The organism is Niallia sp. FSL R7-0271, assembly GCF_038005785.1.
Classification (GTDB): domain Bacteria; phylum Bacillota; class Bacilli; order Bacillales; family Cytobacillaceae; genus Niallia.
The window spans coordinates 3,045,581-3,060,293 of the sequence record NZ_JBBOTZ010000001.1 but is presented as its reverse complement, the minus strand read 5'-3'; the positions used below and the strand labels follow the sequence as shown (position 1 = coordinate 3,060,293).

The 14,713-nt window shown below is 39.0% G+C and carries 13 protein-coding genes, 1 tRNA gene and 1 rRNA gene; 7 read left to right on the top strand and 8 right to left on the bottom strand.

Going from position 1 to position 14,713, the window contains the following annotated elements; translation table 11 throughout:
- The first annotated feature begins 116 nt into the window (after window positions 1–116).
- Together MKX82_RS15675 and MKX82_RS15670 are read left to right on the top strand one after the other, a co-directional pair.
- On the top strand, window positions 117–788 hold the full coding sequence (locus tag MKX82_RS15675) for a response regulator transcription factor (protein WP_233316435.1): 672 nt from the start codon (window positions 117–119) through the stop codon (window positions 786–788).
- A gap of 11 nt (window positions 789–799) precedes the next feature.
- Window positions 800–2,032, top strand: coding sequence for a sensor histidine kinase (locus MKX82_RS15670; protein ID WP_233316434.1), 1,233 nt, complete (start codon window positions 800–802; stop codon window positions 2,030–2,032).
- A 41-nt stretch (window positions 2,033–2,073) separates the two neighbouring features.
- Here the strand turns inward: MKX82_RS15670 and MKX82_RS15665 are convergent, their stop codons facing one another.
- Entirely contained in the window at window positions 2,074–2,817 is a 744-nt protein-coding gene (locus tag MKX82_RS15665; RefSeq protein WP_341078282.1) for an NADPH-dependent oxidoreductase, read from the bottom strand.
- Between the two features lie 121 nt (window positions 2,818–2,938).
- Complete coding sequence (locus MKX82_RS15660) at window positions 2,939–3,721, bottom strand: SDR family oxidoreductase (RefSeq protein WP_233316432.1); 783 nt, start codon at window positions 3,719–3,721, stop codon at window positions 2,939–2,941.
- A gap of 155 nt (window positions 3,722–3,876) precedes the next feature.
- Here MKX82_RS15660 and MKX82_RS15655 point away from each other — a divergent pair, with 155 nt between their 5' ends.
- The 4 genes from MKX82_RS15655 (at window position 3,877) to MKX82_RS15640 (ending at window position 7,752) form a co-directional block, all read left to right on the top strand.
- On the top strand, window positions 3,877–4,875 hold the full coding sequence (locus MKX82_RS15655; RefSeq protein ID WP_251644834.1) for a zinc-dependent alcohol dehydrogenase family protein: 999 nt from the start codon (window positions 3,877–3,879) through the stop codon (window positions 4,873–4,875).
- 237 nt (window positions 4,876–5,112) lie between these two features.
- Window positions 5,113–6,831, top strand: coding sequence for an ATP-binding protein (locus MKX82_RS15650; protein ID WP_237941830.1), 1,719 nt, complete (start codon window positions 5,113–5,115; stop codon window positions 6,829–6,831).
- Window positions 6,832–6,967: 136 nt separating this feature from the next.
- Window positions 6,968–7,201: a small acid-soluble spore protein Tlp gene (tlp, locus tag MKX82_RS15645; protein ID WP_233316430.1), complete on the top strand. Its 234-nt coding sequence runs from the start codon at window positions 6,968–6,970 to the stop codon at window positions 7,199–7,201.
- 116 nt (window positions 7,202–7,317) lie between these two features.
- Window positions 7,318–7,752: a VOC family protein gene (locus tag MKX82_RS15640; protein ID WP_341078278.1), complete on the top strand. Its 435-nt coding sequence runs from the start codon at window positions 7,318–7,320 to the stop codon at window positions 7,750–7,752.
- A 42-nt stretch (window positions 7,753–7,794) separates the two neighbouring features.
- Here MKX82_RS15640 and MKX82_RS15635 read toward each other — a convergent pair whose 3' ends face one another.
- The 6 genes from MKX82_RS15635 to MKX82_RS15610 form a co-directional block, all read right to left on the bottom strand.
- Window positions 7,795–7,995, bottom strand: coding sequence for a ChaB family protein (locus tag MKX82_RS15635; protein WP_251644694.1), 201 nt, complete (start codon window positions 7,993–7,995; stop codon window positions 7,795–7,797).
- Window positions 7,996–8,008: 13 nt separating this feature from the next.
- On the bottom strand, window positions 8,009–8,794 hold the full coding sequence (locus tag MKX82_RS15630) for an SDR family NAD(P)-dependent oxidoreductase (protein ID WP_341078273.1): 786 nt from the start codon (window positions 8,792–8,794) through the stop codon (window positions 8,009–8,011).
- Between the two features lie 116 nt (window positions 8,795–8,910).
- On the bottom strand, window positions 8,911–10,050 hold the full coding sequence (gene nspC, locus MKX82_RS15625; RefSeq protein ID WP_233316426.1) for a carboxynorspermidine decarboxylase: 1,140 nt from the start codon (window positions 10,048–10,050) through the stop codon (window positions 8,911–8,913).
- Between the two features lie 10 nt (window positions 10,051–10,060).
- Complete coding sequence (locus MKX82_RS15620; RefSeq protein WP_233316425.1) at window positions 10,061–11,260, bottom strand: saccharopine dehydrogenase family protein; 1,200 nt, start codon at window positions 11,258–11,260, stop codon at window positions 10,061–10,063.
- Window positions 11,261–11,510: 250 nt separating this feature from the next.
- A tRNA-Ala gene (locus MKX82_RS15615) sits at window positions 11,511–11,586 on the bottom strand.
- Window positions 11,587–11,696: 110 nt separating this feature from the next.
- A complete protein-coding gene (locus MKX82_RS15610) occupies window positions 11,697–12,389 on the bottom strand; it encodes an MgtC/SapB family protein (RefSeq protein ID WP_233316424.1) in 693 nt (230 codons plus the stop codon).
- A 671-nt stretch (window positions 12,390–13,060) separates the two neighbouring features.
- On the opposite strand from MKX82_RS15610, the gene MKX82_RS15605 reads away from it, so the two are divergent.
- Window positions 13,061–14,609: ribosomal RNA gene (locus MKX82_RS15605) — 16S ribosomal RNA — on the top strand.
- The last annotated feature ends 104 nt before the right edge of the window (window positions 14,610–14,713 follow it).

Sequence of the window (14,713 nt, the reverse complement as noted above, 5' to 3'; positions counted from 1 at the left end):
TTTCAAGCTGGCACAAAAACATTCGTGAGAGTATTTATTTATATAGAGGCTTATGTTTTAATAATGCTAATGAATCAAGCAATTGTCAGATTTAAAAGCCAAAGGAGATTGAAACAATGAAGATACTAGTTGTGGAGGATAATAAACCTTTATTAGAATCCATAAAGGGGATATTGGAGAAGGAGTATTCTGTTGATACAGCAGATAATGGAGAAGACGGCTTGTTTTATGCACAGCAAAATATCTATGATTTGATCGTGCTCGATGTCATGCTTCCTTATATTAACGGTTTTGACATTGTTCAAACCTTGCGTAAAGAAAAAGTCAATACACCTGTTTTATTCTTAACAGCAAAGGATTCACTTGAGGATCGGGTAAAAGGGCTGGAATTTGGCGGCGACGATTATTTAGTAAAGCCTTTCCAGGCTCCTGAGCTTGAAGCAAGAATCAAGGCTCTCTTGAGAAGGAGCGGGGCATTAGATATTGATGAAGGGCTTAAGTATGAAGAAATCGTGCTGACAGGCAAGGAAAATGATGTGCTTGTTAAAGGAATGCCAATCAAGTTAACAGTCAAACAATATGAGCTGCTTGAGTATTTAATTCAAAATACTGGGAAAATCCTCACGAAGGAACAAATATTTGATCGGATATGGGGATTCGATTCTGATACGACGATTGCAATTGTGGAAGTGTTCATCCACCAACTGCGTAAAAAATTAGAAGAATTCGCATATCATAAAGATATTCAAACAGTCCGAGGTGTTGGCTATATTTTAAAAAGAGTATAAGGGGATAAATAATGTTCCAAAAAACAAGAATTAAACTAACCTTCCTTAACTCGCTTGTATTTATCTTATTAATGGTAGTCCTCGGTGTGATGATTTATCATTATACCGAAAAGCAAATATATAAGGATATTAATCAGTCCTTGGAAGAAACGGCGGAAACGATCAGCCATTTTGAACAAAGAGATGGAAGGGGACCAATGCAAGAGCCGCCCCGGCAAATCTCTGTTATTAAGTGGACAGACGATAAGGAAATTGATGTTATTTCCCAAGACATCATGAATTATGCGAGTGAATTCGAGAATTTCTATCCAGAGCAATACGATAAGATTGTAGAGAAGCAGACAGTCAGCGGCTACAGTTATAACACGATTGCTGTTAAAGTAACAATGGAGGATGGATCAAAGGAAATAATTCAATTTATCCGCAGCATTGATCCAGAAAAATCAATGCTGAACCGATTGATTATTATTATGACAGTAGGTGTGCTGGCAGGAAGCATCTTCGCCATAATGGCTGGTTATTTCCTTGCTGGAAGAGCTCTTGTACCGATTCAAAAATCATGGGAATCTCAGCAGCAATTCGTATCAGATGCCTCCCATGAGCTGAGAACACCTTTAGCAGTCATCCAAACAAGAACAGACCTGCTCTTCCAAGAGCCTGATGCCACCATTCAAGAAAAGGCTATAGATATTTCAGTCATTTCAAAGGAAACACGACGATTGAACAAGCTCGTCACAAATTTGCTGACACTTGCCAGAAGCGACTCAAATCAAATGGAAATATCGAAGCAAGAATTTGCCTTGAATCTCCTCATCCAGGAAGTGATTGACCAGTATGCCGATATCGCAGAGTTTCAAGGAAAAAGAATTTATACTGATACAAGGTCACCTATCAAGCTGATCGGTGACAAGGAACGTATTCACCAACTGCTTGTCATCCTAGTGGATAACAGCATGAAATTCACAGGTGAGGGAGGCACGATTGCTATAAATGCCACAGCTAAAACTCACACTGTTGAATTAGAGGTGAAAGATAACGGAATTGGCATCCCAAAACAAGATATACCAAAAGTCTTCAACCGGTTTTATCAAGTGGAGCAATCAAGGACAGATATGGAAGGCACTGGATTAGGCTTGTCTATTGCTAAGTGGATTATAGAAAAGCATTCAGGCACTATTAAGGTTGACAGTGAGCTGGAAAAAGGGACGAAATTTGAAATTACCTTCCCAAAGCTTGGCCAGTAGCCAAAAAAACATCCTCCGAAATTTAAGGGAGGATGTTTTTTTCATTCGCCTAGATCTTTCGCAGTAAAGCCTTGTTTTTTCAGTAATGGTCCTAGACTTGGGTAATAGGGCTGCTTATAAAAGTTTGCCACCCTGTTTGTCCAGTTAGCTTGTTCACTGCCCCGTTCTTGCAAGTATTGCTTAAAAATATCGTTATATTCTTTTAATGAACCGATTTGATCACTGTTATAAGTTTCCTTATGAACATAGCTTTCTTTAGGAAGTCGTGGTTTAACACCAGGATCTTCAGATGGGAAGCCAATACTTAAACCAGAGATAGGCAATACATATTTAGGAAGCTGTAAATACTCGACAACTTCTGGTGCATTTCTTCTTATTCCGCCAATAGGAACAGTCCCTAACCCTAAGGATTCAGCAGCTGTTATCGCATTTGCCAAGGCAATTCCAGCATCTGTTGCTCCAACAAGAAGCAAGTCTGATTGATCAGCAGCACCAAAAGCAGTGTTTTCCAGGTTGGCTGCAAGCTCTGTCCGGTAGAAATCCATGCAGAATACTAAAAATATTGGTGCCTCCTTAATATGCTGCTGATTTCCGCAAAGCTCTGCTAATCTTTCCTTCCTTGCTGTATCCTCTACCAGTATAACAGTAACCTGCTGTCCATTCGCCCATGAAGGGGCAGCTTGCGCTGAATCCAAAATAGCCTCAACCATTTCTTTAGGAACTGGTTTGTTTTCGTATTTTCGATAAGAACGATGCTGTTTTAAAGTCTCTATTACCTGATTCATTATCTATTACCTCCCGTAAGTTTATAAGGTGTATTGTAGCACAATTCGTTTTAAATACTTACTCACTTGCTTGCTAGAAAATAACAAAGGCTAAAGGAGTAACCCCTTTAGCCTTTGTTTATTAAAGCAGTGATTCAGCGCCATCAATATAAATTTCTGTTCCAGTGATATGGCTGGAGGCATCTGAGCTCAGGAACTGAACTAAATCAGCTACCTGTTTTGGCTCACCTGACTTTTGTGCAAGCGGCTGACTTCCTTCAGGATATTCTACCGGTATGGCAATTTCCTTTAATTTTTCTTCCTCTCGGAACGTGTTTTCTTCAATATTTGTATCAATTGCACCAGGGCAAATGATATTTACTCTTATTTTATATTTAGCCAGCTCCAATGCTGCCATTTTGCCAAAAGCAACCTGACCAGCTTTAGAAGTACTATATGCTGACATACCAAAGCTTGAATAAGTTCGGTTGCCGTTAATGCTGCTAGTAATAATAATACTTCCGCCATTTTGTTTCATATGAGGAACAGCATATTTTAATGTAAGGAAGGTTCCTTTAAGATTGGTTTCCATAGTCATGTCCCAATCCTCTGGAGAGAGATGTTCAATTGGGGAGACCTTCCCGTTAATTCCAGCATTAGCAAAAACAATATCAAGCTTACCCCATTTTTTAATGACATAATCAAATGCTGTACTCATGGAACAGGCATCAGAAATATTTGCTTCTAAAATGATTGCTTCTCCGCCAAGTTCTTTTATTTCCTTATCAACAGATTCTAAGTTTTCAGGAATTAAATCGAGCAATGCTACTTTAACTCCACTTTTAACTAGAGAGATAGCGGCTGCATGGCCAATCCCTGATGCCGCACCTGTAATTATTGCTACCTTATTTGACATGTCACTCATAATAACTCCTCCTGTATGGTTGTTCTGTTTAAATACATAAGAAATAATGCAGCTAGCAAGTTATTTTTCTAATAACCTTTTTTGGTGAAATTAAAACCAATGCAGATTATGCCTGTTTTCTGTAAAATAATAGATAATGGAGAGGAGAGATGATGTTGAAAGCAATGCTAGTTCATTCATATGGTGATGCGTCTGTATTCCGTGAATCAGAAATGGATAGACCCACTATTAAAAAAGGTTATGTACTTATTAAAGTAATGGCATCAAGTGTAAATCCTATTGATGTAAAAATTAGAGCAGGAGCAGTTCCTGCCGCTTCCCCAGAGCTACCAGCAGTTCTTCATGGCGATGTAGCAGGTGTTATAGAGGAAGTAGGAGAGGGTGTTGACAACTTTAAAGCAGGAGATGAAGTATTTGGCTGTGCTGGCGGCTTTAAAGGAACAGGTGGTGCGTTAGCTGAATATATGCTCGCAGACGCCCGGTTATTAGCACATAAACCAAAAAACATCACCATGAAGCAAGCTGCTGTTTTGCCATTAGTAAGCATTACCGCTTGGGATGCCCTTTTTGAAAAAGGGAATATTTCTGCGGGACAAAAAGTGTTGATTCATGGTGGAACAGGCGGTGTTGGTCATGTTGCCATTCAGCTAGCAAAATGGAAGGGAGCAGAGGTTTATACAACTGTTTCCTCAAATGAAAAAGCAAAAATAGCAAAATCATTAGGAGCAGATACAGTAATTAACTACAAGGAAGAATCTATTAGTGAGTATGTTGAAAAATATACACAAGGCAACGGATTTCAAACTGTTTTTGACACGGTTGGCGGAACGAATTTAGATAAATCATTCCAAGCAGCAGCCATACATGGTACAGTTCTTGCCATTGCTGCAAGATCAACACATGACCTTTCACCGATGCACGCCAAAGGTCTATCCTTGCATGTTACGTTTATGCTGTTGAAAATAATAGATGAATCATCAAGGAAGGAGCATGGAGCTATCCTTCAAAAAATTGCCGAGATTGTGGCGAACGGGGAGCTTAATCCGCTTGTGGATGAAGAGGAATTCTCCTTTACAGAAGCAGACAAGGCACATGAATATTTGGAAGCAGGAAAGGCAATAGGTAAAGTTTCATTAACTAACAGCTGGAACTGATTAAAAAGCAACATGGCTAAAGGTAATCTTAAAGCCATATTGCTTTTTTTCTTTCAGAAAAAAACGAGACTTTTTACTCAAAAGAGACATTTCATAGTAAAATAAGAAGAAAACTTATATTGGGGAAACACCACTCATCATGATAACAAATACTACATCCTTGATTACAGCAGTATTGCTATTTAAGTGTAATCATATGAATATACATCAGGCGGTATCGGACAGGAGGGATTTAAGATGGAATTTATTTTATTGATGATGGTAGCGATGATACCACTCATCATTTCCCTGACTGTCCTGTTTTTTTCAAAAACGAGACTTGCTGTAACCCTATCCCTATTTTTGGGGATGTTATCTTTTTGGCAAATGGATGTTGCAACACTGTATGCAGAAAATGTACTTCCCCTCAAATGGATAGATAGTCTGTTTCGCTTTTTTAGGGGCGGCTCTATTTTTATTATGCCAATAATGTACTATTTCTCCTATTACTTAGTGTGGAAAAATAGGGAGTTGAAAAAATACAGATGGCTTTTAAATAAAGGAATTCTGACTTTTTTTATTCTCTATACGTTAGTTGTCTATATTGTTAACTTTACTGACTTTGGGATTGTGTCATATACATGGAAAGATGCTAAGCTGTTAGCACCATCACACTTGCTGCCGGTGTATGGCGTAGGTAATCTGCTATTCATGTTAAACATAGTTATCGGCTATCTTAATACATTTCTGTTGCTGTTTATTACGACAAAGGTTCGTGACATTGGTGATAAAAGATTCTATATAAAGTTGGTAGCGGCTGCTCTTCTTATATTCATTAACGGCAACTTAAGCGGTTTTGCTTTTATTCCGTTATATTACTCTAGTTTCAATTCTATTTTTGCTGCAATTATATTATTTATTGGCTTTTTTCAAATGCAATCATTCAAGATAAATGCAATGAACGGAGAATTGCGGAAGCAGAGTGAACAGCTTGAAACAATTATGAATATAAACCCGAATTATCTTCTAGTAATAGATGGAAATACAATCATTAAAATAAATGATTCATTATGTAAGTTATTGAAAAAGACCGAAATTGATTTGCTTGGCGAATCAATTTCGACTATTTTGCAAGAAATCAGTATGGAAACAGTAAAGCCACAAAATTACATTGATGTTAATGGGAAGGTTCATTATATACTGTGGGACAGGAAAGAACTTTATTATAATAACGAAAATAAACGCACTATTTATTTTGGAATGGATATAACAGAGCAAAAGAGAAGCGAACAGTTGATCATCTCTTCTGAAAAGCTGAAGGTTGTTGGAGAAATGGCTGCAAGTGTTGCTCATGAAATCAGAAACCCATTAACGACAATAAGAGGCTTTATCCAGCTTTTAAAAGAAAAAAGTGATAAAACTGGCTTTGAAGATATTCTTCTGGAAGAAATAGACCGAATTAATCAGGTATTAAAGGAATTACTTATTCTTGGCAAGCCTGAAGCTAAAGCAGCTGTAAGAGCTGAATTATTAACCATTCTTCCGAGTGTCGAATTGCAAAATATTAAGCTTTTGTTCCAGGCATTGGCTATTGAACAGAATAAGGAAATTATTGTAGTAAACAGACAAGAAAAAAATGCGTTTATATCTATGGAGAAATCGCATTTCAAGCAGGTAATCATCAATGTATTAAAAAATAGTCTGGAAGCTATCCATGGTGGAAGCGGGAAAGTCAAGATGATCATTGATAGTAAATCTGATATGGTTCGCATCCGAATAATAGATAATGGAGAAGGCATCAACAAAGAGCTTCTCAGTCAAATATGGGAACCGTATTATACAAGTAAAGAAAAAGGCAACGGTATCGGTTTAACGGTGTGTAATCGACTCTTGCAGGAAAATAACGGGCAAATGTCCGTGAAAAGCAAGGAAGGCTGGGGAACATGTGTGATGATTACCCTTCCTATTATAAGCTGATAAAAAGAGGAAAGACATTTATGTTTTTCCTCTTTTTATCTATGTTAAAGTATTGGAATAACATATTTCTCCTGTGTATAAAAAACCAAGAAATAAACAAAATACTATAGTATTTTAAATTACAGGAGGAAATGACATGACAAATAATCGTCCAAATCCAGATAACAGAGCAGATAATGTAGAGAAACTACAAGATATGATTGAAAATACATTAGATAATATTGATAAGTCTGAAGAGACAATGGCATTTGCTTCCTCAGAAGAAAGAGCTAACATAGAAGCTAAAAACAAAAGAAGAGAAGAATCAATCAATGCATTCAGAGAAGAAGTAAAAGACGAAGCTGCAAATCGTGAAAACGGCTATCAATAAGCATTCCTTTTGACCTCTAATCTTTTAGAGGTCAAATTTGTTTTTTGTATCATCAGAAGGAATTTGCTAAATGAAAGAGAATATTAGTGAATATTCAGGGAAGAAGGAGTGGGATCATGATTAAATCAATGTACCCTTATTTCGTTTTTAATGGGAATGGTAATGAAGCAGTGGAATTTTATAAAAATGCACTAAATGCTGAGGTAATAAGTATGCAGCTTTTTGGTGACATGCCTCCAAATCCTGAAATGCCAATTCCAGAAGAAGCTAAAGACCGTGTGTTAAATGCACAGCTGAAGGTAGGCGATACGGACTTAATGCTTTCTGACACATTTCCAGGAATGCCATACACAATAGGCACGAATGTTACTACCGCAATCATTTTGGAAAATATTGAGGACACAAAGAAAGTATTTGCTGCCTTACAAGAAGGCGGCAAAGTAAAAATGCCCCTGCAAGAAACATTTTGGAGCCCTTTGTATGGACAACTCGAGGATAAATATGGATTCGAATGGCAAGTATCAACAGAAGGGAAACTTACAAACAGTTAAGCATTGCTTAAAAGACATCAGCAGACAGGCTGATGTCTTTTTTTAATCCTTGGCTGTCCAATTTCCATCTTTATCTTTATGGTACTTGTTCTTAACAGCACTCCAAGCAACTTTAAACGCTGTTTCTTCTTTTTTATATTCATCTAAGGAAGCATTGAACGCTTCTTTAAAAATTTCCTGAGCATGAAAAGGCAGGTTATTGCGTACTGATTCTGGCAGATCTTTCACATCGTTGTAAGGCATGTTATTCCTCCTGCTATCCTTTTATTAATGTTTCTGCACCATCGACATAAATTTCAGTTCCTGTCAGATGAGAGGCTTCATCAGATGCTAAGAACAGGAATAGATTTGCTACTTCTTCTGGTTTGCCTGCATCTGACTTTAGCGGGATTGCCTCTTCCGGAATGCCAAATGGAAACTGTATCTCATCAGGATGATTGGATTCTTTAATGGATTCCAAAATATTCGTATCAATAGTACCTGGACAAATGGCATTTACCCGAATTTTATATGGTGCCAACTCAATTGCAGCCATTTTAGCAAATGCTGCAATTGCTGCCTTGGATGTACTGTAAGCGGAAAAACCTTTTTGAGCAAATCGGCGGTTACCACTAACAGAGCTAATAACAGTAATGGTTCCTCCGTTATTTTTCATATAAGGAATTGCCTGCTTAACAGTCTCGAATGTTCCGACGACATTGTTATTGATTGTATTAGCCCAATCTTTTGTGGAAAAATCCTCGATTGGAGACAATGTTCCGACAATCCCAGCATTTGCAAGAAGGGTAGTAATTTCTCCCCATTTATTAAAGGTTTCTTCCATTGCGTTTGCCACTTGCTCTTCATCAGTTATATCGACTTGAAAGAAGATTGCCTCGCCGCCTAGCTCTGCAATCTCGTTTGTGGCCGTGATGCCTCTTTCTTGATTCATATCGAGTATGCTGATTTTTGCTCCTTCTCTTGCTAAACGAATGGCAGAGGCCTTACCAATACCAGAAGCCCCCCCTGTTATGACAGCTACTTTGTTTTCCATACGCTTCATTTCCTGTCACCCCTATTTCCTACTAGTTTTAAATATTATCCTTTTCCACTTACCCTTTTCAGGAAGGAATATGCATGAAAAAACCCCTTCTCTAATTTAGAGAAGGGGTTCATTTCTTATGAAAGGCGGTTGCTGTAATCCTCAAACTTAAATTGTCTTACGACTTTAATGCCTTCTTCGTCATTGTAAGATACGATAGAAGGGAGATTTACACCATTAAACATATGATTTTTTACCATTGTATAATGAGCCATATCACAGAAAACAATTTTATCGCCAGGCTTTAATGGCTCTTTAAAGGAGTAGTCACCGATGACATCTCCAGATAGGCAAGTCATTCCACCTAGTCTGTATGTGTACTCATATTCACCAGGCATACCAGCACCGATGATATTAGGTCTGTATGGCATTTCCAGAACATCAGGCATATGGCAAGTAGCTGATGTATCAAGAATAGCCAAGTCCATTCCGTTTTTCATAACATCAAGAACTGTACTTACCAGATAACCTGTATTTAGAGCAATTGCTTCACCAGGCTCTAGATAGACTTCAACATCATATTTCTCTTTCAAATACAGAATGCATTCAATCAATGTTTCGATATCATAATCTGGTCTTGTAATATGATGACCGCCGCCTAGGTTCAGCCACTTAACCTTTTTAATATGTTCGCCAAACTTCTCATCAACTACTTTAAGGGTTCTCTTTAAAGTGTCAGAGTTTTGCTCACACATTGTATGGAAGTGAAGGCCATCGATTTCATCAAGCCGATCAGCATCGAAGTTATCCAATGTAACACCGAATCTAGAGTACGGTGCACAAGGATTATAAAGTTCTGTTTCAATCTCAGAGTACTCTGGATTAATACGAATTCCGACATCAATTTTTTTGTCAGCATTTCTTACTTTATCTTTAAAACGGTCCCATTGTGCAAAAGAATTGAAGACAATATGGTCCGTGTATAACATCAGTTCATCGAACTCGCTGTCCACATATGCTGGTGCATATGAATGAACTTCTTTTCCCATCTTTTCAAAACCTAATCTAGCTTCAAACAAAGAGCTTGAAGTTACTCCTGTAAGGTACTTTGAAACAAGTGGAAATACAGAATGCATAGAAAATCCTTTTAATGCAAGAAGAATCTTAGCACCAGTTCTTTCCTGAACATAGTTCAATGTCTCCAAGTTTTTCTTAAGCAGACGCTCGTCCACTACATAACTAGGAGATGGTACTTTATCAAATTCAATGTTTTTCATTGCTTTCCTCTCAATCTATAAGAGTTGGAGTGAAGTTCTCCTGCCATGGCAATCCGTGTTTGTTCAATGCATCCATGAATGGATCTGGATCGAATTCTTCCACATTGTATACGCCTGGCTTTTTCCATTGTCCTTTAATGATAAGCATAGCACCGATCATCGCCGGAACACCTGTTGTATATGAAATTGCTTGTGAGCCAACCTCTCTGTAACATTCTTGGTGGTCACATACATTGTATACATAATATGTTTTTGGCTTGCCGTCTTTAATACCTTGGATAATGCAGCCAATATTTGTTTTACCTTTAGTTCTAGGTCCAAGTGAAGCAGGATCTGGAAGCAATTCTTTCAAGAACTGCAACGGAATGATCTCTTTGCCTTCATAATTAATAGGCTCGATAGATGTCATACCAACATTTTCAAGAACTTTTAGGTGGTTCAAGTAATTGTCAGAGAATGTCATCCAGAATCTGATTCTTTTCACACCTTTAATGTTTACAGCTAAAGACTCTAATTCTTCATGGTATAGAAGATAGATGTTTTTAGGTCCGATTTCTGCCAAGTCATACTCTCTCTTTTCAGAAAGAGGTGCAGTTTCTACCCACTCGCCATTTTCGAAATAGCGGCCGTTTGCAGTGATTTCGCGAATATTAATTTCAGGGTTGAAGTTAGTCGCGAACGGATAACCATGATCTCCACCATTAGCATCCACGATATCGATATAGTGGATTTCATCGAAATGATGTTTTTGTGCATAAGCAGTAAATACACCAGTAACACCTGGATCAAAACCGCTGCCTAATAGTGCTGTTAGTCCAGCTTCTTCGAATTTTTGCTTATAATCCCACTGCCATTTATACTCAAACTTAGCTGTTTCTGGCGGCTCATAGTTAGCTGTATCAAGGTAGTGAACACCAGTTGCAAGACATGCATCCATGATTGTTAAGTCTTGGTATGGCAATGCCACGTTAATAACTACATCTGGCTTGAAGCTGTTGATCAACTCAATTACTTCTTCTGTTTTATCTGCATCGACTTGGGCAATAGAAACCTTCGTTTTGCCGCCGTCTAATTTATTTTTAAGCGCTTCACATTTTGAAAGTGTTCTGCTTGCAATACAAATCTCTTCGAATACATCAGGTACTTGACAGCATTTATGTGCAACAACACTTGCTACACCGCCAGCACCAATAATTAATGCTTTACCCAAAATGAAAAACCTCCTTTAACTTATTGAAAAAATTCAATAAGCATGATTATACAGAATGTGCGACAAATAATCCATAAAATCCGACAAAATATAATTTTTTTTTACACTGTATTTTTTAGAATTTTTCGATATAAAAATATTATACAAGGAAAGGTTTGGAAGAAAAATATATCGATTTAAAATGAGAGGGAAAAGAACGTAAAAAAGACATTTGCCATTGATGACAAATGTCTTCTGAATTTATGTATGTTGGTGGAGACTATCGGGATCGAACCGACGACCTCTTGCATGCCATGCAAGCGCTCTCCCAGCTGAGCTAAGCCCCCGTTTGGTTGATGATAAATTATATTATACATATTTTCAGAAATATTGCAATAACTAAACTAAAAAACAATAAATGGATGGAGATACCTCTCCACCCATTTGGTCAATATAATCAATTTAAGCTTTCTATTTCAATTTCCCTGACGCCATTAATACCGGAAATTTCTTTATAGAATTCTGTTAACTCTCTTTTTTGATCAACTATTAAAATTAAGTTGATAGAATGTTCACCGGTTTCTAAGTCTTTTATGCGCAGGTTTTTAATGCCTGCTTTCAATTCTCTTATGGCTGCAATAATAGTTGCAACATCTTCCTTTTCCGTTGCTTTGAGCTTAACTTTTATTTCTTTTTCTCTTAGCTGTCTAGGACCGATAAGGCTCATAAGGAAAGGAACAAACTTTACGCTCACTAATAAAAGGGTTACACCTGCGATAGCTTCTATGTAATAACCGGCCCCAACTGCAATTCCAATTCCACCGGCACCCCAAATTAGTGCTGCTGTCGTCAGCCCGGAGATACTGTCATTCCCTCTTCTCAATATTACACCAGCTCCTAAAAAGCCGATACCGGAAACAATTTGTGCAGGAAGGCGAAGGGGGTCCATTGTAATATTTACAAACTCGCTCCCGGGAAACTTATATGCTGCCTCTATAGAAACAATAGTGAGCAGGCAGCTCACAATACTGATAACAAGACTTGTCTTTAAGCCAACAGGCTTCCTTTTTATTTCTCTTTCTAAACCGATAATCAAGCCAAGTCCTGTTGAGATCCCTAATTTAACTAAGAAGTCGATGTCGATAAGCATAATACCTCCTGTAATCTGGTTGTTATATAATTATGTGGCTTAAAGCTCTTTTATTTATGTTTTTAGTCCGCTTGTATTTTTTATCAATAAAACACAATTGATACTTAAGTTTTTTAGCGGATTTTCCTTTCTCTCTATTTTGTAGCGTATATAACCATTATTAAGAGGTTGAAAACATGAGGTTTCCGATTATCATATGTAATGGAGACGGAGGATAATTTTCTTTATCTTCATATATGTAACCTGTTTTTGCAATCATTATATCGGCATTTTTTAATTAGTATTTCTTATTATTAAAAATAACTTAACAAATGGTGTGTTTATTTTAAGATATAGGAAGGAACTAGAGCCTGGGATAAAATTTGGTTTTCTTACGAATAAAAACTTAAAAAATGTATTGCTAATTAAAAATATACATGGTATATTATTTCTCGTCCTCAACAAGGGAATTTAGATGAAACAAAAAAGTTCTAAAAAGTTGTTGACATGAAGATTGCTTTCATGGTAAATTGATAAAGTCGCTTCTGAAGCAAGCGATTAAATGAAACAGATTGCTCTTTGAAAACTGAACAAACAAAACGTCAACAATAATCGTTTTTATAACTTGCGTTATAAAGATGAAAACAAAGTAACAAAAAGCTAGAGTTTAGCAAATGAGCTAATCTTACTCTTTATCGGAGAGTTTGATCCTGGCTCAGGACGAACGCTGGCGGCGTGCCTAATACATGCAAGTCGAGCGGACTTAAAAAGCTTGCTTTTTAAGTTAGCGGCGGACGGGTGAGTAACACGTGGGCAACCTGCCTGTAAGACTGGGATAACTTCGGGAAACCGGAGCTAATACCGGATAATCCTTTTCTACTCATGTAGAAAAGCTGAAAGACGGTTTACGCTGTCACTTACAGATGGGCCCGCGGCGCATTAGCTAGTTGGTGAGGTAACGGCTCACCAAGGCGACGATGCGTAGCCGACCTGAGAGGGTGATCGGCCACACTGGGACTGAGACACGGCCCAGACTCCTACGGGAGGCAGCAGTAGGGAATCTTCCGCAATGGACGAAAGTCTGACGGAGCAACGCCGCGTGAGTGATGAAGGTTTTCGGATCGTAAAACTCTGTTGTTAGGGAAGAACAAGTACGAGAGTAACTGCTCGTACCTTGACGGTACCTAACCAGAAAGCCACGGCTAACTACGTGCCAGCAGCCGCGGTAATACGTAGGTGGCAAGCGTTGTCCGGAATTATTGGGCGTAAAGCGCGCGCAGGCGGTCCTTTAAGTCTGATGTGAAAGCCCACGGCTCAACCGTGGAGGGTCATTGGAAACTGGGGGACTTGAGTGCAGAAGAGAAGAGTGGAATTCCACGTGTAGCGGTGAAATGCGTAGAGATGTGGAGGAACACCAGTGGCGAAGGCGACTCTTTGGTCTGTAACTGACGCTGAGGCGCGAAAGCGTGGGGAGCAAACAGGATTAGATACCCTGGTAGTCCACGCCGTAAACGATGAGTGCTAAGTGTTAGAGGGTTTCCGCCCTTTAGTGCTGCAGCAAACGCATTAAGCACTCCGCCTGGGGAGTACGGCCGCAAGGCTGAAACTCAAAGGAATTGACGGGGGCCCGCACAAGCGGTGGAGCATGTGGTTTAATTCGAAGCAACGCGAAGAACCTTACCAGGTCTTGACATCTCCTGACAATCCTAGAGATAGGACGTTCCCCTTCGGGGGACAGGATGACAGGTGGTGCATGGTTGTCGTCAGCTCGTGTCGTGAGATGTTGGGTTAAGTCCCGCAACGAGCGCAACCCTTGATCTTAGTTGCCAGCATTTAGTTGGGCACTCTAAGGTGACTGCCGGTGACAAACCGGAGGAAGGTGGGGATGACGTCAAATCATCATGCCCCTTATGACCTGGGCTACACACGTGCTACAATGGATGGTACAAAGGGCAGCAAAACCGCGAGGTCGAGCCAATCCCATAAAACCATTCTCAGTTCGGATTGTAGGCTGCAACTCGCCTACATGAAGCTGGAATCGCTAGTAATCGCGGATCAGCATGCCGCGGTGAATACGTTCCCGGGCCTTGTACACACCGCCCGTCACACCACGAGAGTTTGTAACACCCGAAGTCGGTGGGGTAACCTTTTAGGAGCCAGCCGCCTAAGGTGGGATAGATGATTGGGGTGAAGTCGTAACAAGGTAGCCGTATCGGAAGGTGCGGCTGGATCACCTCCTTTCTAAGGAAAAATGGAATTCGTTCCATTCACAGATTGTTGATGATTTTGTTGTTCAGTTTTGAGGGAGCAATTCCTCAAAACATCAGGGTAATGATTAACATCAT